20 protein-coding genes, 2 tRNA genes and 1 other RNA gene are annotated in these 26210 nt (G+C 66.4%); 8 read left to right on the plus strand and 15 right to left on the minus strand.

The window, feature by feature from the left end; translation table 11 throughout:
* The 3 genes from HUT07_RS14980 to HUT07_RS14990 are packed head-to-tail and all read left to right on the plus strand — an operon-like array spanning position 1 to position 3411.
* The gene (locus tag HUT07_RS14980; RefSeq protein ID WP_176021596.1) at positions 1-945 is read left to right on the plus strand and encodes a DUF58 domain-containing protein; all 945 of its coding nucleotides are present in this window, start codon (positions 1-3) and stop codon (positions 943-945) included.
* Positions 938-2887: a DUF3488 and transglutaminase-like domain-containing protein gene (locus HUT07_RS14985; RefSeq protein WP_176021597.1), complete on the plus strand. Its 1950-nt coding sequence runs from the start codon at positions 938-940 to the stop codon at positions 2885-2887. Before HUT07_RS14980 ends, HUT07_RS14985 begins: the two co-directional genes overlap by 8 nt.
* Positions 2884-3411, plus strand: a complete 528-nt coding sequence (locus HUT07_RS14990) for a Slp family lipoprotein (protein ID WP_089239146.1) — start codon at positions 2884-2886, stop codon at positions 3409-3411. The genes HUT07_RS14985 and HUT07_RS14990 overlap by 4 nt, the downstream gene beginning before the upstream one ends.
* A gap of 176 nt (positions 3412-3587) precedes the next feature.
* Here the strand turns inward: HUT07_RS14990 and HUT07_RS14995 are convergent, their stop codons facing one another.
* From HUT07_RS14995 to dnaX, 4 genes are all read right to left on the minus strand, one after another.
* Positions 3588-3947, minus strand: coding sequence for a histidine triad nucleotide-binding protein (locus HUT07_RS14995; RefSeq protein WP_176021598.1), 360 nt, complete (start codon positions 3945-3947; stop codon positions 3588-3590).
* Positions 3948-4011: 64 nt separating this feature from the next.
* A complete protein-coding gene (gene recR / locus HUT07_RS15000; protein ID WP_176021599.1) occupies positions 4012-4611 on the minus strand; it encodes a recombination mediator RecR in 600 nt (199 codons plus the stop codon).
* An 82-nt stretch (positions 4612-4693) separates the two neighbouring features.
* The gene (locus HUT07_RS15005; protein ID WP_176021600.1) at positions 4694-5014 is read right to left on the minus strand and encodes a YbaB/EbfC family nucleoid-associated protein; all 321 of its coding nucleotides are present in this window, start codon (positions 5012-5014) and stop codon (positions 4694-4696) included.
* Between the two features lie 6 nt (positions 5015-5020).
* Positions 5021-7075, minus strand: coding sequence for a DNA polymerase III subunit gamma/tau (gene dnaX, locus HUT07_RS15010; RefSeq protein WP_176022562.1), 2055 nt, complete (start codon positions 7073-7075; stop codon positions 5021-5023).
* A 122-nt stretch (positions 7076-7197) separates the two neighbouring features.
* Here dnaX and HUT07_RS15015 point away from each other — a divergent pair.
* Positions 7198-7290 (plus strand) — tRNA-Ser (locus HUT07_RS15015).
* A gap of 463 nt (positions 7291-7753) precedes the next feature.
* On the opposite strand, the gene HUT07_RS15020 is transcribed toward HUT07_RS15015, so the two are convergent.
* The gene (locus HUT07_RS15020) at positions 7754-8608 is read right to left on the minus strand and encodes an isocitrate lyase/phosphoenolpyruvate mutase family protein (RefSeq protein ID WP_176021601.1); all 855 of its coding nucleotides are present in this window, start codon (positions 8606-8608) and stop codon (positions 7754-7756) included.
* A 63-nt stretch (positions 8609-8671) separates the two neighbouring features.
* On the opposite strand from HUT07_RS15020, the gene HUT07_RS15025 reads away from it, so the two are divergent.
* Entirely contained in the window at positions 8672-9115 is a 444-nt protein-coding gene (locus HUT07_RS15025; protein ID WP_176021602.1) for a GNAT family N-acetyltransferase, read from the plus strand.
* 57 nt (positions 9116-9172) lie between these two features.
* On the opposite strand, the gene HUT07_RS15030 is transcribed toward HUT07_RS15025, so the two are convergent.
* Both HUT07_RS15030 and sugE read right to left on the minus strand, forming a co-directional pair.
* A complete protein-coding gene (locus HUT07_RS15030) occupies positions 9173-18430 on the minus strand; it encodes an autotransporter-associated beta strand repeat-containing protein (protein ID WP_176021603.1) in 9258 nt (3085 codons plus the stop codon).
* A gap of 368 nt (positions 18431-18798) precedes the next feature.
* Positions 18799-19116: a quaternary ammonium compound efflux SMR transporter SugE gene (gene sugE, locus HUT07_RS15035; protein WP_176021604.1), complete on the minus strand. Its 318-nt coding sequence runs from the start codon at positions 19114-19116 to the stop codon at positions 18799-18801.
* A 299-nt stretch (positions 19117-19415) separates the two neighbouring features.
* On the opposite strand from sugE, the gene ffs reads away from it, so the two are divergent.
* Positions 19416-19512: signal recognition particle sRNA small type (gene ffs / locus HUT07_RS15040), an RNA gene on the plus strand.
* A 76-nt stretch (positions 19513-19588) separates the two neighbouring features.
* Here the strand turns inward: ffs and HUT07_RS15045 are convergent.
* Genes HUT07_RS15045 through HUT07_RS15055 form a run of 3 tightly spaced genes read right to left on the minus strand, consistent with a single transcriptional unit; the run spans position 19589 to position 21491 of the window.
* A complete protein-coding gene (locus HUT07_RS15045) occupies positions 19589-19978 on the minus strand; it encodes a nuclear transport factor 2 family protein (protein WP_176021605.1) in 390 nt (129 codons plus the stop codon).
* Positions 19975-20742 (minus strand): MBL fold metallo-hydrolase, encoded by a 768-nt coding sequence (locus HUT07_RS15050; RefSeq protein WP_176021606.1) that lies wholly within the window; start codon positions 20740-20742, stop codon positions 19975-19977. Before HUT07_RS15050 ends, HUT07_RS15045 begins: the two co-directional genes overlap by 4 nt.
* Complete coding sequence (locus tag HUT07_RS15055; RefSeq protein ID WP_176021607.1) at positions 20742-21491, minus strand: 3-deoxy-D-manno-octulosonic acid kinase; 750 nt, start codon at positions 21489-21491, stop codon at positions 20742-20744. The genes HUT07_RS15050 and HUT07_RS15055 overlap by 1 nt, the downstream gene beginning before the upstream one ends.
* A 20-nt stretch (positions 21492-21511) precedes the next feature.
* Between HUT07_RS15055 and HUT07_RS15060 the strand changes: the two genes are divergently transcribed.
* Complete coding sequence (locus HUT07_RS15060; RefSeq protein WP_176021608.1) at positions 21512-22558, plus strand: glycosyltransferase family 9 protein; 1047 nt, start codon at positions 21512-21514, stop codon at positions 22556-22558.
* A 119-nt stretch (positions 22559-22677) separates the two neighbouring features.
* Here the strand turns inward: HUT07_RS15060 and HUT07_RS15065 are convergent, their stop codons facing one another.
* Positions 22678-23082 carry a DUF6165 family protein gene (locus tag HUT07_RS15065; RefSeq protein WP_176021609.1) on the minus strand — a complete coding sequence of 135 codons (405 nt, stop codon included), beginning with the start codon at positions 23080-23082 and terminating at the stop codon, positions 22678-22680.
* Positions 23083-23298: 216 nt separating this feature from the next.
* Positions 23299-23389: transfer RNA gene (locus tag HUT07_RS15070), tRNA-Ser, on the minus strand.
* A gap of 168 nt (positions 23390-23557) precedes the next feature.
* On the opposite strand from HUT07_RS15070, the gene HUT07_RS15075 reads away from it, so the two are divergent.
* The gene (locus HUT07_RS15075; RefSeq protein WP_099819184.1) at positions 23558-24262 is read left to right on the plus strand and encodes a protein phosphatase 2C domain-containing protein; all 705 of its coding nucleotides are present in this window, start codon (positions 23558-23560) and stop codon (positions 24260-24262) included.
* Between the two features lie 100 nt (positions 24263-24362).
* Here HUT07_RS15075 and dnaQ read toward each other — a convergent pair whose 3' ends face one another.
* From dnaQ to HUT07_RS15090, 3 genes are read right to left on the minus strand one after another with little or no spacing between them, the layout of a single operon-like run.
* A complete protein-coding gene (dnaQ, locus tag HUT07_RS15080) occupies positions 24363-25091 on the minus strand; it encodes a DNA polymerase III subunit epsilon (protein WP_176021610.1) in 729 nt (242 codons plus the stop codon).
* Positions 25092-25095: 4 nt separating this feature from the next.
* A complete protein-coding gene (gene rnhA / locus HUT07_RS15085; protein WP_176021611.1) occupies positions 25096-25548 on the minus strand; it encodes a ribonuclease HI in 453 nt (150 codons plus the stop codon).
* A gap of 12 nt (positions 25549-25560) precedes the next feature.
* The gene (locus tag HUT07_RS15090) at positions 25561-26205 is read right to left on the minus strand and encodes a methyltransferase domain-containing protein (protein ID WP_176021612.1); all 645 of its coding nucleotides are present in this window, start codon (positions 26203-26205) and stop codon (positions 25561-25563) included.
* Positions 26206-26210 lie beyond the last annotated feature (5 nt).

Raw genomic sequence — 26210 nt, forward strand, 5'->3', positions numbered from 1 at the left:
ATGGCATTGCATGCCTGGCGACTGTTGCAGCTGGCACGACCACGCACGCCGGAACCGTTGCCGCAACGGCTCGACCGCCGCCGCATCTACGTGCTGCCCACCCGCTTCGGCCTCTTCGTGGCCTGCCTGCTGGTCGCAATGTTGCTGGGCGCGCTGAACTACAACAACAACCCTGCGCTGCTGCTGGCGCTGCTGCTGGCCGCGGCGGCAATCGCCAGCACCATCGCCGCGCACCTGCAGCTGTCGGGTGTGCAGATCGACGCGATCTCCGCCGAACCGGTGCCTGCCGGGCAACCGCTGCGCCTGCGCGTGGACCTGTCGCTGCGCGACCCGCGAGCGCGCCATGGCCTGCACCTGCAACTGGGCGACAGCCAAGCGTGGCTCGACCTGCCCGCGCACGGCCGTGGTGAAGCCGAGCTGGAAGTGCCCAGCGAACGCCGTGGCTGGCTGGATCTGCCGCGCATCCGCCTGTCCACGACACAACCGCTTGGCTTGGTCAGGGCATGGTCCTGGGTGTGGCCGGAAGAACCCCTGTTGGTCTACCCGCTGGCCGAAGCGAAGGCGCCACCGTTGCCACAGCAGGGCAGCGATCCCCTGCACACCCGCGCCCATGCCAATGGCGAGGAACTGCACCAGTTGCGCCCGTATCGCGCCGGAGATGCGCCCCGCAGCATTGCCTGGAAACACTCCGCGCGCCGCGACACGCTGCTGGTACGCGAATACGAGAAGCCAATCGGCATCGAAGTGGTGCTGGACTGGCGCGCGCTGGCACCTCTGGGCCGGGAGGCCCGCATCTCGCGGCTGGCACGCTGGGTGGACAGCGCCGAGCGCGAAGGCCGTCGCTACACACTGCTGCTGCCGATGCACCCACCCATCGGCCCCGGCCAAGGCGCCAGCCACCACCATCTGTGCCTGCGCGCGCTGGCGTTGCTTCCTCATGACTGAGCCTGCCCTGCTGCTGGACCGCAACACCCGCACGTGGACGCTGGCCAGCGCTGCACTGGCCCTGTTGCCGCTGCTGTTGCAGCTGCCCACTGCGCTGGCGGCCCTGATCGCCGCGGCAGCGGTCGTCACCGCCGCACTGTCGCAGCGCGGCATGCTGCCGATGCCGGTGCGTGTACTGCTGGTGGTGGGCATGCTGGCTGCCATCGCCTGGCAGATGGGGGCGGTGCGCCCGGGCCGGGATACCGGTTGTGCACTGCTGGCGGCGATGCTGGCGATCAAGTCCAGCGAGCTGCGCACCCTGCGCGATGCGCGCAGCCTGCTCGGCTTTGCCCTGTTCTCACCGTTCGCGGCCTTCCTGCTCGACCAGGGACCGCTGACCACCATGCTGGCGGTACTGGCCGGTACCAGCTCGCTGATTGCTCTGCAGCGGTTGGCGCAGGGTGAAGGCCGCAGTGCGCCGCCGCCGCTGACCGCGCAACTTCGTGGCGTCGGTCGCCTGCTGCTGATCGGCCTGCCGCTGGCGCTGGCCTGCTTCTGGTTGTTCCCACGATTGGACACGCCGCTGTGGGGCATTCCCGATCGTGCGGTCGGCACGCCCGGGTTGTCCGACACGATGGAGCCGGACAAGTGGCTGGATCTGATGGCCGACGACACCCCGGCCCTGCGTGCGCAGTTCTTCGGTGCGATTCCAGAGCCGGCACAGCGCTACTGGCGCGGGCCGGTACTGACCCAGTTCGACGGGCATGTCTGGCGACGCGACCGCCGTACCGAACGTTTGCCTCCCGCGGTCGTCGAACATGGCACGGAGGGCTGGGACTACCAGATCGATTACGAACCCACCGACCGTCGCCAGCTGGTCGCGCTGGATCTGCCCACCGCCGCACCGGACGGCAGCCGGCTTGATGCAGCCCAGAGCCTGAGCAGCGACCTCCCGTTGTCCGCGTTGAGCCGGTGGCGCTTGCATTCGGCCCCACCGCAGCGCTTTGACGCCACGCTGTCGCCCTATCAGCGCAGCGCAGCGCTGCAGCTGCCGGAAAACTTCAACCCCCGCACGGCAACCCTCGCCCGGCAGTGGCGGCAGGATGCGGGAAGCGATGACGCTGCCGTGGTCCGTCGCGCCCTGGCGTGGATCACCGCCGATTTTTCGTACACGCTGGAAACACCAGCCGCCGGGCGCGATCCGGTGGATGATTTCCTGTTCGACTACAAGGCCGGCTACTGCCAGCATTTCAGCTCTGCCTTCGTGGTGCTGATGCGCAATGCAGGCATTCCGGCGCGAGTGGTCACCGGGTTTGCCGGCGGCACGCGCAACCGGATCGGCGACTACTGGGTACTGCGACGGATGGACGCCCACGCCTGGGCCGAAGTGTGGCTGCCGCAACGCGGCTGGGTGCGCGTCGACCCGACAGCGGCAGTAGCACCCGAACGCATCCTGGACACGCTCGACGACCGTCTGCTGGCCGATGCCGACACCGGCTTACAGCAGCGCTGGCAGCAGCTGGGCCAGATCGGCGACTGGATGCGCAGGGGCTGGAACGAACTGGTGCTGTCATTCGACGCGCGCCGCCAGCAGCAGCTGCTGCAACCGTTCGGGCTGGATGACCTGCGCCCCGCACAGCTGCTGGCCGGCTTCGTGACGGCGGCGTTGCTGGCGCTGGCGTGGATGGCCTGGCTGCTGGCCCGGGGCGAACGCGAACGCGACCCGCTGCTGCGCGCCTGGCACCGGCTGGGACAGCGCTATGCCCGGCTGGGGCTGGGCCGCGAGCCGCATGAGACCGCCCTGCACTGGGCGCGCCGGGTTCACGGGCAACGCCCCGACCCGGCCCTCATCGCACTCAGCCAGCGTTTCGCTGACGCACGCTACGCTGGCACTTGTACCGAGCTCGCCCCATTATTGCGGGACCTGCGCAGGCATCGCCCGACTTCCGGAGCCTCCCCATGAATACCAAGTTCCTCCTCACCGCCGTGGCCGCCCTGGCCCTGTCGGCCTGCGCCACGGCCCCCAAGCCGCTGCAGGGACAGTTCAGCCTGGTTTCCCCGCGCGACTCGGTTGCCACCCAGCAGGTCGGCACGCCGGTTCGCTGGGGTGGCCGGATCATCGAAACCAAGCCCGGCCAGGGCGAGACCTGTTTCCAGATCATCTCGCGCCCGCTCAACGGCAGCGGCCGTCCGAACACGACCTCCTCCGATGCCAGTGACGGCCGCTTCATTGCCTGCCGTGCCGGCTTCTACGATCCGGCGGTGTTCGAAGCCGGCCGCGACGTGACCTTCATCGGCAAGATCGACGGCTACGCCAACACCCGCATCGGTGATTACGACTACCGCCTTCCGAAGCTGGCGGCCGACGTGATCTACCTGTGGCCGGAACAGCGCCAGGTCGATGTGGTGCCCTACCCCTATGGGCCGTGGGGCCCGGGCCCCTATGGTCCGTACTGGGGCGGCTATCGCGGTTGGGGCTGGTGGTAGTCCAGGTCCGGTATGCATGATGCAGAAGGCCGCCCATGGGGCGGCCTTTTTTCATCCACGCAGGGGGCGGGCCTACTCGGGGCGATGCTGCACTGTGCTGCTTTTTTCATCCACGCATGGCGTGGATCTACTGCTGTTGGCGCACTGTAGATCCACGCCATGCGTGGATGGCTCCATCAACGCCCCGGCGTACCGAAGTGGCCCAGCGGCGCGCCCGCCAGCAGGTGCATGTGGATATGGAACACGGTCTGCCCGGCGTCTTCGCGGCAGTTCATCACGATGCGGTAGCCGTCCTGTGCGAAGCCTTCCCGACGCGCGTACTCGGCGGCGGCCAGGGCCAGCTTGCCGATCAGATGCGCCTGCGAGGGCTGCAGGTCGTCCAGGGTCGGGATGATCTCGTTCTTGGGAATGAACAGCACGTGCACCGGTGCCTGCGGCGCGATGTCCTTGAAGGCCAGGACGTCTTCGTCTTCATAGACGATGGTGGCCGGGATCTCGCGACGGATGATCTTGCTGAAGAGGGTTTCGCTGCTCATGATCGGCCTCGGCGGGTGTTTTCCGCATTGTAGGCCGGTAACGCCGGAACATGCCCGGCTCGGCTCAATCGCGCACTTCGCTGCGGGAACCGAACGCGTGCGACAGCGTCCCGCGATCGACGTACTCCAGCTCACCACCGAGGGGCAGCCCTTGGGCCAGTCGACTCGGCCGCACCTGGCGGGCACGGGCCAGCTGCGCGAGGTAGTGCGCGGTGGCTTCGCCTTCGACGGTGGCGCTGGTTGCAATGATCAGCTCCTGCACTTCCGCTTCCGCCAAGCGCTGTTCCAACTGCTCCAGACCCAGCTCGCGGGGGCCGATGCCATCCAGCGGCGACAGGCGCCCCTGCAGCACGAAGTAGACGCCGCGATAGCCGGTGGCGTTCTCGATCGCCAGGCGATCAGCCGGCGACTCCACCACGCACAGCTGGCTGCGCTCGCGGCTGCCATTGGCGCAGGTCGGGCACAGCTCGGTTTCGCTGAAGTCGCGGCATTGCGCACAGTGACCGATGCGTTCGACCGCCTGCGCCAGCGTCTCGGAAAGACGTTTGCCACCTTCGCGCTCACGTTCGAGCAGGTGGTAAGCCATGCGTTGCGCGGTCTTCTGGCCGACGCCAGGCAACACCCGCAGTGCATCGATCAGTTGTTCAAGCAGGGGTGCGGACACGGCGGCGTGCTTTCATGGCGTCGAGCAAGCTCGACGGCTACAGGTTCTGTGGCACCGGCTTGCGCAGGTGCCACTCTGAAAATCAGAACGGCATCTTCATGCCCGGCGGCAGCTGCATGCCGGCGGTGGCCGAACCCATCTTCGACTTCGACTCGGCGTCGATCTTGTTGGACGCATCGTTGAAGGCGGCGGCGATCAGGTCTTCCAGCATTTCCGGATCGCTGGTCAGCGACGGATCGATACGTACCTTGCGGCACTCCTTGGCACCGGTCAGGGTAACGCTGACCATGCCGCCACCGGCGCTGCCGGTCACTTCGATCTTGGCGATTTCTTCCTGGGCCTTCTGCAGGTTTTCCTGCATCTTCTGGGCCTGCTGCATCAGTTGGGCGATATTGCCGCGCATGTCGTCTTACTCGTCAAAAGAACGGATGGAATCGGAAACAACCCGGGCGCCGTGCTGCTGGATCAGCAGCTGGACTTCCGGATCGTCCATGAAAATGGCCTCGGCAGCCTGCTGCCGCTCGCCACGCTGGCGGTCGGCACGCTGGTGCAGGGTCTCGGCCGGAGCCTGCTCGGCCTCTGCGGTCTCGACCACGATCTTCAGCGCCTGGCCGAGGGACTTTTCCAGCACCTCGCCCAGCGCTGCCAGCGCGCGTTCGGAGCGCAGGTACTCAAATCCGGGCGAAAGGCCCAGTTTCAAGACCCCATGCTGGCAACTGATGAACGCGGCATTGGCCGCAAGCTGACGCGATGGGCCGCTCAGGCCACTGTTGGCGACCAGGTCAAGCCAGTCTTCGGCGCAGGCCAGGTCACTGACGTTTTCCGCCGGTGAGGCCTTCCCCGATTCTGATCCCGAAACCGGCGCCGGGGCGATGTCGATGCCCTCGGCACGGAACGGGCGCTCCGGCACGGCAGGCGCGGCTTCAACAGGTGTTGCCACCGGGGCCGGCGGCTCGTGCCAAGGCGCGACCATGGCGGCGTCGGGGCCGGCCATCCCGGCCGCCAGTCCCGCGTCACGGGCCTCGGCTTCGTCTGTGGCCCACGGCGGCAGATCGTCGCTTGCCACGACCTCAGCGACCGGCGCCTCCGCCTCGGCCTTTACCGGCGGTGGCGATACGGGTTCTTCAACTGGCACCGGCTCGGGCTCCGGTGTCGGGTCCGATTCGGGCTGCGGCGCCGGCTCGGGCTCGGGTTCGCGCGGCGCGGCCTGCACCGGCGCTGCCACCTGAGCCACGGCCGGGCTCGCTGACGCAGCCGCCGCCGGAGTCGCTTCGTGGGGATCTGTGCCGGCACCGCCGCCGGCAGCGTTGCCGCCCGTCGCTCCCCCCACCGCACCGTCGACCGACTTCGGTACCGGCGGTACCGCCGCTGCCGGACGGAACGCCAGCATGCGCAGCACGGCCATTTCAAAGCCGGCGCGCGGGCTGGGCGCCAACGGCAGATCACGCCGACCGTTCAGGGCCATCTGATACCAGAGCTGGACCACTTCCGGGCGCAGGCGCTCGGCGAATACGCTGGCATCCAGTCCTTCGGCGGCGGCGGACGCGCCCGGCACCAGCTGCTGCACCTGGATCCGGTGCAGGCCTTCGGCCAGCGCCTCGAGCACGCCGCTCCAGTCCGGCGAGAACTCGGCCAGTGCGGCAACGACCTGCAGCAGGCGCGGGCCATCGCCCTCGGCCAGGGCATCGAGCATGGCCGCCACCTGGGTACGGTCGACCGTGCCCAGCATGGTGCGCACCACGTCCTCGCGCAGCGCACCGCCGGCATAGGCGATGGCCTGGTCGAGCAGCGACAGGCCGTCACGCAGGCTGCCGTCAGCGGCCTTGGCCAGCTGCACGATGGCAGTCGGGTCCGACTCGATCTGCTCGGCAGCGAGGATGCGGGTCATCTGCCCCTGGATCTGATCTTCGTCCAGGCGCTTGAGATTGAACTGCAGGCAGCGGCTGAGCACGGTGACCGGCAGCTTCTGCGGGTCGGTGGTGGCCAGCAGGAACTTCACATGTTCCGGCGGCTCTTCCAGCGTCTTCAGCAGCGCATTGAACGCAGCCTTGGACAGCATGTGCACTTCGTCGATCAGGTACACCTTGTACTTGCCGCGCGAGGGCATGTACTGCGCGTTCTCGATCACCTCGCGTACATCGTCCACGCCGGTATTGGACGCGGCATCGATTTCCAGCAGGTCGATGTAGCGACCGGCGTCGATGTCCAGGCAGGCCGCACACTGGCCGCAGGGATCGGCACTGGTGCCCTGCTCGCAGTTCAGCGACTTGGCGAAGATGCGCGCGATCGTGGTCTTGCCCACGCCGCGGGTGCCGGTAAACAGGAACGCATGGTGGACCCGGCCACTGTCCAGCGCATTGCTGAGCGCACGGACCACGTGTTCCTGGCCCACCAGCTCGGCAAAACGCTTCGGACGCCACTTGCGGGCAAGGACGAGATAGGACATCAGGCCACCGTCTTCCATCGGATGTTCCATTGTGCCACGCCTGTCCAGCCCTCTCGCCCTGCAAACCAGTGCTTGTGTCCTGTCGCGGCGCCCGCTAGAATTTGCGCCCCTGCTGAGGCGTTTGCCGATGGCAGGGATCCGGAGAGGTGTCCGAGTGGTTGAAGGAGCACGCCTGGAAAGTGTGTAAGCGTCTAAACCGCGCTTCGGGGGTTCGAATCCCCCTCTCTCCGCCAGATAAATGAAGAAGCCGCCCAGTGGGCGGCTTTTTTATTTGGCTGGCGGAGAGCATCGGGCGAGAGAAGCCCCGCCGGGGTTCGACGGTTCTGCAGGAGCAGAACCGGACCGCCGCAGGCGGGTCCCGGTGCGCAGCGCGCATCGGGATCGGGTGCAGGGATGCACCCGACAATCCCCCTCTCTCCGCCAGATAACTGAAAAAGGCTGCCCGAAAGGGCGGCCTTTTTCAGTTATCTGGCGCGGGACGCGACGCGCGTTCCGCACGTCGCCCCAAACGTTGCTGCGCAACCTTTGGGCCCCTCCCTTTGCCTGCCTCTCCCCGCCCCTGTCGGGGCAGCCCCTCAACAGAGGGGCTTGTTCCTCCAGTTGCATCAGTAGATCCACGCCATGCGTGGATGCCTCGGCCCGGTGAGTCGTCTACCCACCCATGCGCCGCCACCCGCTGCCCCGTCCCCAGCGCCCTCACCTTTCGCTGAACAGCTGATTCAGGGCCGCATGGCCCGGCGCGCCCTCCGGCATCGCCATCGCGCCACCCAGAAAATCCGTGGTCGCCGCAGCCATCGCCGTCCACGCGTGCATGAACAACGCGGGCCCTGCGCTCAACCGCCTCACGCCGGCCTGCGACAGCGCAGCAAACGACGCCATCCCCGGCAGCCACATCAGATTGAGAGGCAGCGATACGGCACTGGCAACGGCCGCAACCTCGTCCAGCGCGCGCAGCCCCGGCACGAAGCCGCCGTCGGCACCGGCACGCGCGTAGGCCTGCAGGCGATCGATGCTCATCCTGACCGCCTCATCCCCTTCGACCAGGCTGCGCAGATACACATCGGTGCGCGCATTGATGAACAGCGATCGTCCACCCAGCGCCGAGCGGATGGCGGTGATCTTGTCCACCAGGGCCGCAGGACTGCCAGCGCCGTCCTCGATGTTGATCCCGACCACACCGGCCTCCACCAGGCGCTGCACCCGCGCCGCGACCTCATCCGGGGCATCGCTGTAGCCATCCTCGATATCGACCGTGACCGGCAGCGAGGTCACACCAACAATTTCGGAAACCCGCTGCAGCAACGCGATATCGGGCAGCGCACCGCCATCGGCATGACCGCAGGACCACGCCATGGCAGCACTGGATGTTCCCACCGCGAGAGCCCCCTGCTGCTGGACCAGCCGGGCGCCACCGGCATCCCATACGTTGGGCAGCACGTAAAGATCGGCACCTTGGTGGAGTTGTACAAAACGGGCATGAGCGTTTGACATGGAACCTCCTGATGACCGGAACCGGCAGTCTGCGCCCGAACCGGATTCCGGGCTCGCCATGTTCGGACATCAATGGTGCGGACCATGCGCACAATGTGCCCGCCACCACCATGACGTGCATGCATGACACCCCGCCCCTACCGCTGCACCGACATCGCCGCTTGCCTGTCGATCTTTGACAGCAACGTGCCCACCTACTTCGCCCCCGAAGAGCGCGGCGATTTCGAGCGTTTCCTGCGCGAGCAGGCCAAGGAGTGCGCCTTCCAGGTAATCGAGCACGAAGGCAGTGTTGTAGCGTGCGGCGGCCTATCGCGCCGTGACGACGGATGTGCCGGTTTCTGCTGGGGGATGGTCGAGCGCGCGCTGCACCAGCACGGCATCGGCCGCGAACTGGCGCTGGCACGCCTGCACCAGGCTGCCGCTGATCCATCGATAGAACGCATCACGCTCAGCACCAGCCAACACACCCAAGGGTTCTACGCCCGCCTGGGTTTCCAGGTGACACGGGTGATAGCCGATGGCCACGGCGCGGGGATCGACGCCGTGGAGATGGAGCGGAGGGTGTAACCCTCCGCCCTGCCCCGGATCCACGCGAGGCGTGGATTCATTGCGGCCCTACTCCCCTCAGAAACCCACGCGCAGGTTCAACTGGCCACCGATATCGTTGCGGCCATCACCATGCTGGCCCTGCACGAACAGCGACAACTGGCTGCTGCGTCCCAGGCCGACCGCTACGCCGACCTGGCTGACCAGCGCATTGCGCGCCATCACGGCACTGTAGGCATCGAACGCATTGCCACCGACGGCGAAACGCTGCCGGCTGGCGACGTCGGTGTCACCGGACGCATGCTGCCAGCCCAGGCCGACCGTCAGCTGTGCGGGATAGCGCTCGCCGCTGCCCACATCCCAGCGGCCGCGAACGCCGACGGTGCTGACATTGAGCGTGTCCTTGCCGCCCTCCAGTACCAGCGCCGCACTGCCGCCCTGCTCCACCGCGCTATCGCTGTCCACCCAGTGCTTGGTGAACTGTACGTACGGTTGCAGTTGGGTCCTGCCATGGGTCCAGGTCCAGCTGCCTTCGATCTGGGCGATGGTGACATCCGCATCCTGGCGGCTGTGCAGGGTCTGGGCCAGCAGCGGCACCTCACGCGTGGTGCGCGTGCGGTAATCGCCGCGCGACACGCTGCCGCCGACCGCGAACCCGTTGTTCCACTCGCCCTGCGCATACAGTCCATAGGTGTTGCCACGCAGGCGTGCACGCGAATGGCGATCGTACAGCCGCGTGTCCAGGCGCTCGCTGCCCGCAGCCGCACCCAGTACCACGTGCTCGCCGAGCTTCCAATCCACGCCGGCCATCAGCGCATTGCGGTTGGCACGGATCTCATCGCCATTGCCATCACCGTCCTGCTTGAACACCTTGCCGCTACCTGCCAGCCACGCCGAAGCGCGTTCGCCACGCACGGTTGGCAGCTCGCTGCCCAGGCGCTGGCGGATGCCCTCTTCAAGGTAGTTGTCGTACAGCAGCACCGCACGGCTGGCCGCATGCACTTCACCGGAGAGCTGGTTGAACGCATTGCGCGCGGTGGCGGCATCGTAGGCCAACAGCGTGTTGTACAGCCCCAGCGCCGCGCCTGTCTGCGGCAGGCTGTCGAGCGCCGATGCCAGGCCCAGCTGGTTGCGGGTCTGTGCTGCCGTAACGAAGGCCGCTGTCTGCTTCACATCGATCTTCAGTTGCGCGGCATTCGGCGTGTAGATCGGGGTCAGTGACAGGAAGGCCGAGGTGGTGGTGGGCGGAACGAACTGCCCGCTGACGCCACCGCCTGCGTTGATGATCGTGTACTGCTGGCCCTGCTGGTAGCTGGTATTCGGGTCGATGGCATTGACCACCACCGATGCACCACCGATGCTCGCGCTGCCGCCCACCTGCACCACGTCACTGCCGGTAGCACCCAGGTCGACCGACAGCGTGCTGCCCGGCGCCAGGGTGAGATTGCCCCCCACGGTGATCGTGCCCGTACCGTTGCCGCCACTGCTGCCATTGCCTTGGCCGTTGCCCGGCGACAGCACGCCGCCACTGCCCACGGTGACGCCGCCAGCGCCGCTGCCGATGGTGCCGGTACCCGACAACGTGGTGCCGCTGCCGATGTTCCATTGGCCACCGATGGTGCCGGTGACATTCAGGCCACCACCGGTGACCTGACCGGTACCGGTGAACCCGCCACTACTGCCCCCCAGGTTGAGTGGACCCGGGCCGGCCTGCACGATGCTGCCTGTGCCACTGATGCTGCCACCCAGTGTCGTGGTGCCGCCGGTGTTGACCACCAGGCCACCATTGTTGGTGATGTTGCCGGCGATCGCGCCGCCGGCGCCGCCGTTGCCAATCTGCACGGTGCCGCCAGCGTTGATCGTGGTGCCGCCGGTATAGGTGTTGTTGCCGGTCAGGGTCAGCGTGCCGCTGCCCGCCTGGGTCAACCCGCCGCTGCCACTGATCACGCCGCCAAGCGCGGTGTTGCCGCCCACGTTGAACACCAGGCTGCCGTTGTTGCTGACGTTGCCGGCGATCGCACCGCTGGCCCCGCCATTACCGACCTGCAGCGTGCCGCCCGTGTTGATGGTGGTACCGCCGGTATAGGTGTTGTTGCCGGTCAAGGTCAGCGTGCCGGTGCCGGCCTGGGTCAGTCCGCCGCTGCCACTGACCACGCCACCGAGCGTGCTGTTGCCACCCACGTTGAACACCAGGTTGCCGTTGTTGCTGACGTTGCCGGCGATCGCACCGCTGGCCCCGCCATTGCCGACCTGCAGCGTGCCGCCGGTGTTGATGGTGGTACCGCCGGTATAGGTATTGTTGCCGGTCAGGGTCAGCGTGCCGCTGCCCGCCTGGGTCAGTCCGCCGCTGCCGCTGACGGTGCCACCGAGCGTCGCGTTGCCCGACAGGTTGACCACCAGGGCGCCGTTGTTGGTCACGTCGCCAACGATCGCCCCGGTCGCGCCGCCATTGCCGATCTGCAACGTGCTGCCGCCGTTGATGGTGGTGCCACCGGTGTAGGTATTGTTGCCGGTCAGGGTCAACGTGCCGGTACCGGTCTGCACCAGTCCACCACTTCCACCGATGGTGCCGCCGAAGGTGGTGCTGGCATTGCCGCCGCCGGTGGTCAGGGTGGAGCCGCCCAGCACCACGTTGCCGCTTGCAACACCGGCCAGGCCACCAATGCTCTGGTTGCCGGCTGCACTGATGTCCAGCGTTCCGGCGCCAGCCAGATTCACCGTGCTGGCCGAGGACAGGCTGCCGCCGGCAGCGACCGCCAGGGTGCCGCTGTTGATCGTCGTGGTACCGGTGTAGCTGCTGGCACCGCCCAGGGTCACCGTCGCTGCGCCATCCTTGAGCAGGCTGCCATTGCCAGCGATATCGCCATCCAGCGTCAGTGGCGTGCCACCGAGCAGGGTCAAGGTGCCGCTTGCCAGTTGCACGTTGTTGCCAAGGGTCAACGGCACACTGCCGTCCAGCGTGGCATCGCCACCCACGGTCAATGCGCCGGTACCCAAAGCACCGCTGCTGCCCAGCGACAGACCACCGGCATTGAGGGCGACTCCGCCACCGAAGGTGTTGTTGCCGGTCAGGCCGAGTACGCCCGCACCGTTCTTGACCAGGCCACCGGTGCCGCCGATGTCGCCGGCAAACGTGCTGTTGCCCGCCGCGTTGGTGGTCAACGTATTGCCACCAAGGCTGATCGTACTGCCGGCAACGCCGGACAATGTACCGATGGCCTGATTGCCACCGCTGGAGATATCAAACGCGGTACCGGCATTGGCCAGGTTCACCGCCCCGGTCGCGGACAGGCTGCCACCGGCACCGATCGCCAGCGTTCCGGCGTTGATGGTGGTGCCACCAGTGAACGTGTTGACGCCGGTCAGTGTCTCGGTGCCCGTGCCGGCCTTGATCAGGCCACCGGTGCCGCCGATCGAGCCACTGAACACACCGTTGCTGGCATCGCCGATGGTCAGCGTGTTCGCGCCGAGGTTGACCGTACCGTTGCCGATCAGCGTACCGAATACCTGCGTACCACTGCCCGCCGAAAGATCGAAGGTGGCACCCGTGGCCAGATTGACGATGCCGCCTGCGTTGAGGCTGGCGCCGGCACCGAGGGCGAGCGTGCCCGCGTTGATGTTGGTCCCGCCGGTATAGGTGTTGGTGCCGTTCAAAGTGAGGGTGGCCGCGCCGTCCTTGGTCAGGCTGCCAGTCCCTGACAGGTTGCCATTGAGCGTGAGATCGTTGCTCCCCAGTACGGTCAAGCCAGCGTTGAGCACCATGTTGTTGGCCAAGGTCACCGCACTGCTGGAATCGAGCGTGGAAGTGCCACCCACCGTCAGCACGCCCGTGCCCAGCGCAGTGTTGTTGCCCACCACCAGGCCACCGGCATTGAGGGTGACGCCGCCACCGAACGTGCTGGCACCGTTGAGGGTCTGTACGCCGCTGCCATTCTTGACCAGTCCACCACTGCCGGTCAGCGCGCCGTTGAAGGTCGTATCAGTGGTGCCTCCCAGGGTCAGGCTGTTGCCGCCCAGCGATACCGTGCTGCCAGCCACGCCCGCCAGCGAACCGATGCTCTGGTTGCCACCGGCAGAAATATCGAACGTGCCGGCACCTGCCAGGTTCACCGCACCGCTCGGTGACAGGCTTCCGCCTGCGCCGATCTCCAGCGTTCCGCTGTTGATGACGGTGCCGCCGGTGAAGGAGTTGCTGCCGGTCAGCGTGACCGTTGCCGCACCATTCTTGATCAGGCCGCCGTCGCCGGAGATCGCCCCGCCGAGGGTCAGCGCATTGCTGCCGAGCAGGTTGAGCGTAGCGCCCGCCAGCAGGCCGATGTCGTTGCCAAGGTTCGCAGCGATGCTGCTGTCCAGCGACGCATTGGCGCCCACGGTCAGTGCGCCGGTACCCAGCGCGGCATTGTTGCCGACCACCAGGCCGCCACCGTTGAGTGCAACCCCGCCACTGAAGAGGTTGGCACCGCCCAGCGCCTGGATGCCCGTGCCGTTCTTGATCAGCCCACCGGCACCACCGATCACGCCATCGAAGGTACCGTTGTCAGTGCCACCGAAGGTCAGCGTGTTGCCACCCAGCGCCACGGTGCTGCCGGCGACGCCGTTGAGCGCGCCGATCGCCTGGTTGCCCGCGGCCGAGATGTCGAAGCCGGTGCCCGGCGCGGAGAGCGTAACCGCGCCTGTTGCCGCCAGGCTGCCACCGGCACCGATCGCCAGCGTGCCCGCATTGATCAGCGTGCCACCGGTGTAGGTATTGATGCCGGTCAGTGTTTCAGTGCCGGTGCCCTCCTTGATCAGGCCACCGGTTCCGGCGATGGAACCGCTGAAGACGCCGTTGGTCGGTCCGCCGACGGTGATCGAGTTCGCGCCCAGGTTGACCGTGCCATTGCCGGTCAGGGTACCGAACGTCTGGGTGCCACTGCCCGCAGAGAGATCCAGGGTAGCGCCGGAGGCCAGATTGACCACGCCGCTGGCAGCCAGGCTGGCACCTGCGCCCAGTGCCAGCGTGCCGGCATTGACGTTGGTGCCACCGATATAGGTGTTCACGCCGTTCAAGGTGAGCGTGGCAGCGCCGTTCTTGGTCAGGCCGCCGGTGCCGGAGATCACCCCGTTGAGCGTCAGCGCATTGCTGCCCAGCACGGTCAGGCCGGCGTTGAGCGCGATGTTGTTGACCAGCGTCGCTGCCAGGCTGGTGTCGAGGGTGGCCGCGCCGCCCACGGTCAGCGCACCACTGCCCAGCGCCGCGTCATTGCCGAGCACCAGGCCACCGGCGTTGAGACTGACGCCGCCGCCGAAGGTGTTGGCGCCGGACAAGGTCTGCACACCTGCGCCCACCTTGACCAGACCACCTCCTCCGCTGATCACGCCGTCGAATGCCGCATTGGTGGCGTTGCCGAAGGTCAATGAATTTCCGCCCAGGGAAAGGCTGCTGCCGGTCACGCCCGCGAGCGCGCCGATGGTCTGGTTGCCACCAGCACCGGAGATATCCAGGCCTGCGCCAAGGCCGCCGAGTGTCACGCTGCCGCCCGCGGCAAGACTGCCGCCTGCCCCCAGCGCCAGCGTGCCCGCGTTCACCAGGGTGCCGCCGGTATAGGTATTGGCACCACTCAGAGTAAGCGTGGCGGTTCCGTTCTTGGTCAGAGCACCCGCGCCGGACAGCGCCCCGCCCAGCGTCAGTGCGTTGCTGCCCTGTATCGCCAGCGTTGCGCCCGATGCCAACGCGATGTTGTTGCCGAGTGCAAGCGCGATACCGGCGTCCAGCGATGCGTTGCCGCCCACGCTCAGCGCACCGGTGCCCAGCGCACCTGCATTGCCCAGCGTCAGGCTGCCGGCATTGAGCGCCAGGCCGCCGCTGAAGGTGTTGGCGCCGTTGAGCGTCAGTGCGCCGGCACCGTTCTTGATCAGGCTGCCGGTCCCGCCCACGGTGCCACCCAGCGTCAACGCGTTGCTGCCACCCAGATTCAACACACCGCCTGCGCCAAGGTTGACCGCATTGCCCAGCGCAAGCGGCACGCTGCCGTCCAGGGTTACGTTGCCACCGACGTTGAGCGCGCCGCTGCCCAGCGCGCCGGCATTGCCGAGCATCAGCCCACCGGCATTGAGGTTCAGGCCGCCGCTGAACGTGTTGGCGCCATTGAGGGTCAACAGGGCCGCGCCGTTCTTGACCAGGCTGCCGTTGCCGGACACCACACCTCCCAGGGTGATGGCCTGGCTGCCCGGCAATGTCAGCACCGCGCCCGCACCCAGCCCGACGTTGTTGGCAAGATTCAGCGCGCTCGATCCGTCCAGCGACACGTTGCCACCGATGCTCAACGCGCCGGTCCCGGCCGCTGCACTGCTGCCCAGCAGCACGCTGCCGGCATTGAGGTTCAGACCGCCGCTGAAGCCATTGGTGCCATTCAAGGTCAGCTGCGAAGCACCATTCTTGGTCAGGCTGCCGACACCGGAGATGTCGCCGGTCAGCGTGATGTTGTTGCTGCCGCCCAGGGTCAGTGCAGCACCAAGATTGACGGCGTTGCCCAGGTTGAGCGCGGTGGTTCCATCCAGCGTCGCGGCACCGTTGATGCTCAGCGCACCGGTTCCCAGCGCACCGCTGTTGCCCAGCAGCAGCCCGCCGGCATTGAGCGCAACGCCGCCGGTAAAGGTATTTGCGCCCGTCAATGTCTGTACGCCAGCCCCGTTCTTTACCAGGCCTCCGCCGACGCCACTGATCACACCCGCGAAGGTCTGGCTGGTCGCATCACCAAAGGTGAGGGTGTTGCTGCCCAGGGCCACGCTGCTACCTGCCACGCCGGAGAGTGCACCGATGGTCTGGTTGCCGCCAAGGGAGAGATCCAGCGCCGCGCCAACCCCCGACAGGCTGACGGCGCCGGTTGCGGCCAGGCTGCCGCCACTGCCCAGCGCTACGGTACCGGCTGCAACGTTCAAGCCGCCGGTGAAGGTATTGGCGCCGGTCAGCGTCAGCGTCGAAGCGCCACTTTTTATCAGGCTGCCGTTGCCACCCAGCACGCCACCCAGCGTCAGCGGCTGGCCGCCCAGCACGTTCAGCGAGCCACCGGCGGCAAGGTTGATGTTGTTGCCCACGTTCAACGCCGCACTTGCGTCCAGCGTGGCCGCACTGTTGATGTCCAGAAGACCGGTGCCCAGCGCTGTGCTGTTGCCCAGCAACAGGCTGCCGCCATTGACGACGACACCGCCGCCGAATGTGTTTGCGCCATTCAACGTCAACAGTGCGGCGCCGTTCTTGACCAGGCTGCCGTTGCCGGAAATCACACCATTGAATACCAACGGCTGCCCGCCCTGCAGCGCCAGCGAACCTCCGGTGCCAAGTGAAACGTTGTTACCCAACGCAAGCGCCGTGGTGCCGTCCAGGGTAACTGCAGCGCCAACGCTCAACGTACCTGTGCCCAGCGCGTTGCTGTTGCCCAGCAGCAGGCCGCCGCCGTTGAGGGCCACGCCGCCGGTAAGCACGTTGCCGCCCGCCAGGGTCTGTATGCCGGTACCCACCTTGATCAAGCCGCCCGTGGTACCGATGAAGTTGCCGGCGAAGCTGGTATTGCCCAGTCCTCCCAGCGTCAACGTGCGCGTACCAAGGTTGACCGTACCGCCAAGCCCGGCCAGCGACCCAACGGTCTGGCTGGCTGCCGCGGTGAGGTCCAGCGTGGTACCGGTGGCCAGCGTCAACGCACCGGTCGGCGACAGCGTGCCACCCGCACCGAGCGCCAGCGCACCACCGATGATCGAGAAGCCACCGGTCAGCGAATTGGCGCCGCCCAGGGTGAGCGTGCCCCCACCGCTCTTGATGAAGTTGCCCGCACCGGACAGCGATCCATTGAGGGTGAGCGCATTGCTCCCCAGCAGATTCAGGCTGCCTCCGCCATTGACGACAATGTTGTTGGCGAGATTGAAGGCACTGCTGGTATCCAGCGATGCGGCACCGCCTACCGTCAGGTTGCCACTGCCCAGTGCGCCCGCGTTGCCGAGCAGCAGGCCACCGGCATTGAGGTTTACGCCGCCGGAGAACAGATTCGCGCCGCCCAGGCTGACCACACCGGCATTGGTCACGGTCAGCCCGCCCGCCCCCGAAAGCACGCCACTCAAACCAAAGGCGTTGGTGCCGCCCAGCGTCAGCCTGCCCGTATTGAGCGCGAAGGGATTTGCAAGCGTGAGCCCGGCTGTCGATGCCGCGATGGCGCCGCCATTGACGTTGAAGGTGCCGGTACCGAACGAAGCTGCATTGTTGAAATTGACCAGACCATCGTTGATCGTGGCGCCGGTTCCGCCCCATCCGCCCAGCAGATTCCAGGTGCCGCTGTTGACGGTCAGGTTCTGGAAGTTGACGTGTCGGTTCCAGTCCAACGAGGTCACCGCGCCGCCGGTACCCGCCCCCGGGCCACTCGCACTGTTCTGCAGGACGAGACGGTTGTTGCTGGCCGAGCCACCGTCGACCACACCGGCCGCCGCCAGATTGACGTTGACGCTGCCGAGAACACCTGCAATCGCAATGCCGGCGTTGTTTACGCTGGAGCCGGACACCGCGGTGAAGGTATTTCCAGCCGTTGAATTGCCCAGGTTCACGCTGCCGTTGAGCGTGCCCGCGTTGAGGAAGGTATTGCCATTGGTTGCCGACGCAGAACCGCCAAAACCAACGCGACCGGTGATCGTTCCGGTATTGGTGAAGTGCGTCTGAGCGCCGCCGTAGCTGACGATGGCCGGAGCATCGGCGGTCGTGAACGCGCCGGCGCCGAAGATCGACATGCCCACGGTGCCGTTGTTGACGACGGTGTTGGTACCTCCGGACGCATTCTGCAGCACCAGCGCCTGCCCACCGAAACCCAGCAGGGAAAGGACATTGACCACGCCGTTGATCGAGCCACCGGCCTGGTTGTTGACGTTGATGGCGTTGCCACCGACCGTGGCGTTGCCCAGCACCATGCCCGATGCCGCCAGGCTCAGGCCACCGCTGATGGCGGGATCGACCGTGCCCTGGTTGTTCACGGTGATGCCGTTGCCATTCAAGGTAACCGCACTGCCGCCGACGATCGGCGGCACGCTGAGCTGAGCGCCCGTCTGGATATCGAGCGTCACGCCATTGATGCTGCTGGCCAGCGAATTGGTATTGGAGCCGGTCGCGCAGGTGACCGTGGTACCAACGGTATTGCATGCCGCAAATGCCGAGCCACTGGCCAGCGTGGCAGCCAATGCGACGGCCAGCTGTTGCTTTCTCAATCGCGGCAACCGCTGCGCGGCGACCGCACTTCCGCCGGGATTCTGGGCGACCTCCGAAGCAACCTGCATTACCCCGAGGGCGCGATTGAAAACCAGACGGTAAATGCGGTTCATCGGTAAATCTCCATGAAATGACCGGTGGCACAGCTGGCAGGTTTTTTCGAGGTGATGACGTCCCGCCCTGCTCCACCCGGGGAGCAAGACCTGCGGTATCAACCTTGGAAAACATTCACACTTTCACATCCAAGCGCTGCAGGAGCTGCGTGCTCCTGCGTGTCCGTCAGAGCGAAAACTCCCCGGTTCCGCTTGACGAATGGCCGCACTGTGCGGTCGTCGCCGCCAGCACCATGTGAATCCGGCACGTTATTTTCATGATGGCCGTCAAATAATCCGGGCAGTCGTCACGACTTTGCCGAAAATGCATATTCTCTTATTCCAGAAGAACGGGAATATCCTTATTCCCGTCGCCCCCATTTCCGGCCTTAGCTGCTGGAGAGTTTCATCAACACCAGCCCGGCGACGATCAATACCGCCGCGCCAATCCGCATCGGGCTGACCTGCTCGCCCAGGAACACGATGCCGACCACGAAGGCACCGACCGCACCGATGCCGGTCCAGATCGTATAGGCGGTGCCCAGCGGCAGGCTGCGCATGGCGACGGCCAGCAGCCAGAAGCTGGCGATCATGCCAACAATCGTGACCACCGTAGGGGTGAGCTTGGTGAAGCCTTCGGACTGCTTCATCGACACGGCCCAGACGATTTCCAGCAGACCGGCAAACAACAGATAGATCCAGGCCATGACAGCCCTCCTTTGGTAGGGCCAGGCCGTCCTGGTCATTGAATCCCGATGTGGGGGAGGTCGTTCCTCCTGCGGCCGGATTCTAGCAACGGCGGCAGTCACGGGCCGATACCGCGGCCAACGGGTTACATCGGATTCAGCGCGTGAAGCTGGCGTCAGCGCCCCTGCCTGCGCTAGAATGCGCGTCTGCCATCGGTCAATTGATGCGCAGTCCGGCTGTGGTCTCCGGCGCTCAACGCGCTGCTTCCCCTGATCCGTGAATCGGCCGCCTCCGGGCGGCCAACGTCTCTATGGTGGCCCCGTCGGCCCCTCGCGACGCTAGGTCGAAAACTCCGCCAGGGCCGGAAGGCAGCAACGGTATCGATCGACGCGGGCGCCGAGGTCAGCCGGCGGGGCCACCGCCTTTTTGGGGCGAGCCCGCCCTGGTAGATGCCAACCCTGGTTGGCGCCCTTCGCCGGGCATGGTCCGGCGCTACCGCGCCTCCGGCGTGCCCTGATGGAACACCAGACGCCACCCGTGCGCATGCCGGCGCCACAGCGAACTGCGCAGCACCCAGCGTTGCGGTTGGCCATCGATGTGATAGCGGCTGCGGTAGCGCACCTGGGCCAGGCCCTCCGCCAGCATCCACACCGCGTACTGGTCCGACTCGATCACCCCCTGCGCACGCTCCAGCGGGATCTCTTCCAGCGCAGCCTCACGACCGTAGCACTGGCCGAAGCTGCCGATCTCACTGAAGTCCTCATCCAGCAGTTCCGCCAGCCACGCGCGGTCACCGCGCACCTGCGGGGTGTGCAGTGCGCGTTCAAGGCGCTCCAGTTCTGCGGCCAACGCTGCATCGGCAGGCTGGCCAACGGCCGTCACGGCGGATCCTGCGCCAGTACGTGCGGTGCGGTTGGGCTGGCCAGCGGCACGCACTGCCCCGGCTGTGCGACCCGATGGCCACGCGCCGCCAAGGCCTGGCCATCGGCCACGCTGGCGTAGTGGTACAGCATCATCCGTGCCTGCAGCTCAGCGCTGTACTCGCGCTCCAGGTCATCCACCCCGGTGTGCGACGGATTGCCATGCAACCCGCAGTCGTGGGCGATCAGTTCATTGTCGTTGGCAAAGCGCGCCAGCATTTCCGGAATCGGCCGCGTATCGCCGCTCCAGGTCAGCGCGCCCTGCAGGCGCAGGCCATAGGCCGTCTCCGGCCAATGGTGGCGCACCGGGAACACCTCCAGGCGTACGCCCTCGTGCCAGAACGCATCGCCCACCACGATCAGCTGGAAGGCATCCCAGAAGTTGGCACCGCCTTCGGCGAGCACATTCGGGTAGTCGCCGATCCGCTTGTGCAGCAACGGCACCACGGTGGCCGGCACGTACAGGCGCACCTTGCCGCGTCGCTGCGCGCTGAAGAAGGTATCCACGAACAGCCGCTCGAAACCCGCCACATGATCCAGGTGCACATGGGTGACGAACAGCGCCTGCGGCATATGTCCGTAGTGCGCCTTGAAGGCGGTCAGGCCTTCACCGCCGCAGTCGATGGTCAGCCAGGGCCGGCCGTCGCGCTCGATCACCGACATCGGAGAACCCAGCTCGACCGCCGACGCATTGCCGACGCCGAGGAAACGCAACGACCAGTCCATCAGGTGCCCCGGTTCCAGGCCATGTCATAGGCGCGACGCAGGCGCGCATAGTCTTTTTCCACGTCTTCCACGCTGCGCTCGCCGCGCAGCTTGATCAACGAGCGCAGCAGGCGCTTGAGATTACGCTCGCGCCAGGCGGTGGCGGGGATGCGGATCACGCCCCGGTCGAAGTCGATCAGCCAGCCGTGGCCATTGCCATCGAACAGGATGTTGTGAGCGTTGAGGTCGGCGTGGTCCAGGCCGGCGCGATGGAAGCGCGCGATCATCCGCCCGGTTTCCTCCCATGGCGCACCGCGCCCGGCCACCAGCGCACGGTCGGCCAGCGAGCGCACCCCTTCGATCCGTTCCATCAGGATCGCGGCGCGGTAGCGCAGGCCCTCACGCATGTAGAAGGCGGCAATCGGCCTGGGCACCGGCAGTTTCTTCTCGCGCAGTGCGCGCATCAGCCGGAATTCGGCAAAGCTGCGGGTCCGGTCCGCCCCCCGCCAGATGTACTGGTCGTGGCTGATCCGGGCCGCCAGCCCCCCGCGCAGGTAGTGCCGCAGCACGCTGGGACCGAACGGTGCATCCACGAACCAGGCGCTGCCGCGGCCGCCCTCGCCCACCGGCCGGGCCTTGCCGGCCCAGTGCTGTGGCGAGAACAGACCGATCTCGGCTTGCCGCAGCCGCTCGCGGTCGAACAGAATGGCCCCGATGCCGCGACCCTCGCGGCATGGCGTCAGCGCTTCATTGGCGTCGAATGCGACCATTCCTTTGAGTCTAACAACACATGGCATCAGCGTCCTCCTCCTTGTGTCTTCTGCGCCTGTCCGCTCTTGGCGATGTGACCCACGTAGTGCCGCTGGTGCGCACCCTGCAGGCCGCGCGCCCGGACACACCGATCCACTGGATCATCGACAAGGTCGGGCAGAAGCTGCTTGATGGCCTGCCGGGCGTGACCTTCCATGCCTACGACAAGAAAACCGGCATGGCCGGGGTAAAGGAACTGCGCAAGCAGCTGCCGCCCGGTCGTTTCGAGGCGCTGCTGCAGATGCAGGTGGCGTTCCGCGCGAACGTGCTGTCCGCCTTCATCCCCGCCGAGCGCCGCATCGGTTACGACCGCAGCCGCTCCAAGGATCTGCACGGTCTCTTCATCAACGAACGCATTGCTGATCGCCCTGGCATCCATGTGCTCGATGCCATCGGCAGCTTCTGCGAGCCGCTTGGCCTGCGCCAGACCGAGGTCAGCTGGGACCTGGCCGTACCGCAGGCAGCCTATGACTGGGCCGCTGCGCAGTGGCAGGACGATGGCCGGCCAGTGCTGATGATCTCGCCCTGCTCCAGCCACGTGCGCCGCAACTGGTACGCCGACCGTTATGCCGAGGTCGCCAACCATGCCGTCACGCGTGGCTGGCGGATCGTGCTGTGTGGCGGCCGCAGCGAACTGGAGCGCAGCATGGCCGACGCCATCCAGGCCCAGCTGGATGTTCCGGCGCTGGACCTGGTCGGCAAGGACACGCTCAAGCAGTTGCCGGCGTTGCTGGCCCGCGCCAACCTGGTGATGACCCCGGACTCTGGCCCGATGCACATCGCCAATGCGATGGGCACCAAGGTGCTGGGCCTGCATGCGGCCAGCAACCCGAACCGCAGCGGCCCGTATTCGGACCGCCGCTACTGCGCGGACCGCTACGACGACGCAGCGCGCAAGTACCTGAGCAAGCAGGCGGCCGACCTCAAGTGGGGCACCAAGATCGAGTTCGACGATGTGATGGAACTGATCACCGTCGAGGACGGCATTGCCGCGTTCGAGCGTTACGTGGCCGACCATCTGGGCTGAGTGGCAGACCGGGCAGCTGAGCGGTGTCTGATGGGTGCGGCCCCCTGGTCCGCACCTTCCCGCAGCCCGGTTGCTTCATCCACGCGTGGCGTGGATCTGCTGCATCGGGCTGCGCGGGATTACGCGCGCTGCGTGTAGTCCTGATAGGACTTCTCTTCCACGTAGGCCGAGCCCAGCGCCAGGTTGATCGCCTTCTTGATCCGCGCGCGTTCGTCGTTGCGCAGGTACACGCTGCGCGCCAGGTCGATGAACCCCTGATCGAAGGCCTGCGCCTTGTCCTTCAGGCGGATGTCGTCCTCGATTTCCCACAACTGCTCGTTGACCGCTTTCAACTCAGCGCGCAGCTTGGCGATGTCCTTCACTGCCGCCGGGTGCGCCATCCAGGTGGTCTCCAGTGCGGACAGCTCCTTGCGCACATTGACCAGCTTGCCTTCGTCACTGATCCGCTCGGATTTGATCTGCAGGATCGAGATCTTGTCCAGCAGTTCGCCGAATGAAACGGGGACGAGGATTTCAGCGGTCATGGGGGCGCTCCAGCAAGTAATGGCACATGGTAACCCGCAGCGTGCGAACGGCATCCACGCATGGCGTGGATCTACCCAAGCATCCGGAGAAGACCGGCAAAGGGAGGGGCCCCAACGTTGCACCGCAACGTTTGGGGCGACGCGCGCAGCGCAGTCGCATCCCCACGCCAGATTAAAAAAGAAGGGCTGCCTTTCGGCAGCCCTTCTTTTTTAATCTGGCGGAGAGGGGGGGATTCGAACCCCCGAGGCGCTATAAACGCCTGCCTGATTTCGAGTCAGGTACATTCAACCGCTCTGCCACCTCTCCAGATGTTCCCCGGCGAACCGGGGACGCGCATCATACGAGGAAGCGCGGCTGACGACAAGTCATTGCGCCCAATGAAGTGAAATTTTCCTGACTGCATGGCTTGCCGGATGTCCGCTTGGCCGTGATGATGCCGTTCTCCCCGGCATTACCCCGTCCCCAGCAGCCACCATGATCGAATTCGGACATCTCACCCACCCCGGCCTGCGCCGCGAGCTCAACGAGGACACCTATTACGGTGACGGCGAGCTGGCCCTGTGGCTGGTGGCCGACGGCATGGGCGGGCACGCCTGCGGCGAGGTGGCCAGCGCGCTGGCGCGCGAGACCATCGTCCGCGAGATCCGCCGGGGCGCACCGTTGGCGCAGGCGATCCGCACGGCCGACGAAGAAATCATCCGCGCCTCGCGCCGGCGCAACGACAGCCTGCCGATGGGCACCACCGTGGTCGCTGCCCGGGTGCAGGGCAATCGCTACGAAGTCGCCTGGGTTGGCGACAGCCGCGCCTATCTGTGGCGTGATGGCCAGCTTGCCCAGCTCAGCCAGGACCACAGCGTGGTGCAGGAACTGGTCGCGCAGGGCAACCTGACCGCCGAGCAGGCGCGTGCCCATCCCCACCGCAACGTCGTCACCCAGGCACTGGGCGTGACCGACCCGGCACACCTGAACGTGGCAACCACCAGCGGCGAACTGCGGCCGGGCATGCAGTTGCTGCTGTGCAGCGACGGCCTGACCGAGGAGGTGGATGATCGCGGCATCGCCCGCACCCTCGCCTTCGACGATGCCAGCGCCCAGGAATGCGTGGACAGCCTGGTCGCCACCGCCCTCGACGGTGGCGGTTCGGACAACATCACCGTGATCCTGGTGCGCTGCCACTGACCAGCGCCATCCACGCATGGCGTGGATCTACAGTAGAGCCACGCCATGCGTGGCTGCATTTCGAACGAATCACCACGCCATGCGTGGCTGCCGCGGCCGCTTACGCGCTCGCGGCTTCTTCCACCTTCGGGCCATCCCACAATGCGTGGCCGGCCTTCTTGCGCAGCCGCTCCAGGCGCGCCGCATGCGCCTCCTGTTCCGATGGCGTAGCCACCACGCGCGGGCGCGGCAGCAGCTTGGATGCATCGAACGCCTGCAACGCCGCAGCGCCACCGGTATCGTCATCGCCCAGTCCGAAACCGATCTCCTCCTGGCCCGAGGTCAGCGCGATGTAGACATCGCCCAGAATCTGCGCATCCAGCAGACCGCCGTGCAGTGCGCGGTGCGAGTTGTCCACGCCCAGCCGCTTGCACAGCGCGTCCAGTGAGTTGCGCTGGCCCGGGAAGCGCTCGCGTGCCATCGCCAGGGTATCGATCACCGTGCAGCGGTCGGTGATCTTCCCGTACTGCGGCCCCAGCAGGGACAGCTCGTTGTCGAGGAAGCCCAGGTCGAACGCCGCGTTGTGGATGATCAGCTCGGCGCCATCGATGAAGGCGAGGAATTCCTCGGCGATCTGCGCGAAGTCCGGCTTGTCGTCCAGGAACTCCAGGGTCAGGCCGGTGACTTCCTGCGCGCCCTGTTCGAATTCGCAGTCCGGCTTGATGTACTGATGGTAGTTGTTGCCGGTCGGGCGGCGCTTGAAGAGCTCAACGCAGCCGATTTCGACGATGCGATTGCCCTTTCTCCACTCCAGGCCGGTGGTTTCGGTATCGAGGATGATCTGACGCATGGGCTCAGTTTACCGGGCTGGAGTCGCGGATCTGGATCGCGGCGTTGCGGGCCAGCGTATCCACGCGTTCATTGTCCGGGTCACCGGAGTGGCCTTTCACCCAGCGCCAGTCGATCTGGTGCCGCAGCGTGGCTGCCTGCAGGCGTTCCCACAATTCACGGTTCTTCACCGGGTCACCGCCGGCGGTCTTCCAGTTCTTGCGGATCCAGCCCGGCAACCACTGGGTCAGGCCTTGCCGTACGTACTGCGAATCGGTGTAGAGGACGATCTCGCAGGGTTCGGTCAGCGACTCCAGGCCGGAAATGGCCGCCATCAGCTCCATCCGATTGTTGGTGGTATGTGCTTCACCACCGCTCAGTTCGCGCTCATGCCCCTTGTAGCGCAGCAGCGCCGCCCAGCCACCGGGGCCGGGATTGCCGAGGCAGGAACCGTCGGTGTGGATTTCGATGGTTTTCAATACAACTCCAGATCAGGTAGCAACGGTGCCGTGCCAGCGCACGGGCAACGGGGTCGGCCCAGGTAGGGCCAGCGTGCGTTTTTCGGCGTGGAACAGACAGGCCGCTCGCAAGGGCGCCCAGCCGCCGCGACGGCGGCTGCCGGCCCCCTGCCACATCGGCCCGAGGTAACGCATGTCCTCGCATTCCAGCCCATGACGCCCAAGCAGCTGGCGGATGCGCTGCGGCGTGCGCACCACCAGCCCATGCTGGCGCCAGCGCGTGCGGAACGGGCTGAACGGATTGAGGCTGGTCAGCCACAGATGGCCGCCGGGCATCAACACGCGCTCGCATTCGTCCAGCAGATGGTCAGCATCACCGACGGTCACGTGCTGCAGCACGATGGCGTTGACGCTCTCGTTGGGCAGCGGCAACGGCAGTGCGCAGCGGGTATCACCGGCGTATCCAGTACCCTGGCGATGCAGGCGCAGCCCTCGCCCGCCCAGCTGCGCATCGGCCAGCCACGCAGCACTCGGCGCGATCCACAACCAGGGCCGCGTCGGCAGCAGCGACAGCTGCGGCAGCAGCAGTTGCCGTTCAAGCACGCGCAAGGACTCCGCCGGTTCGCTGTCGAACCACGGGGCCTGGCTCGCTTGACGGGTGCTCTGCAGCGCGGGCATGGTCC

The sequence above is a fragment of the Stenotrophomonas sp. NA06056 genome (assembly GCF_013364355.1).
Classification (GTDB): domain Bacteria; phylum Pseudomonadota; class Gammaproteobacteria; order Xanthomonadales; family Xanthomonadaceae; genus Stenotrophomonas.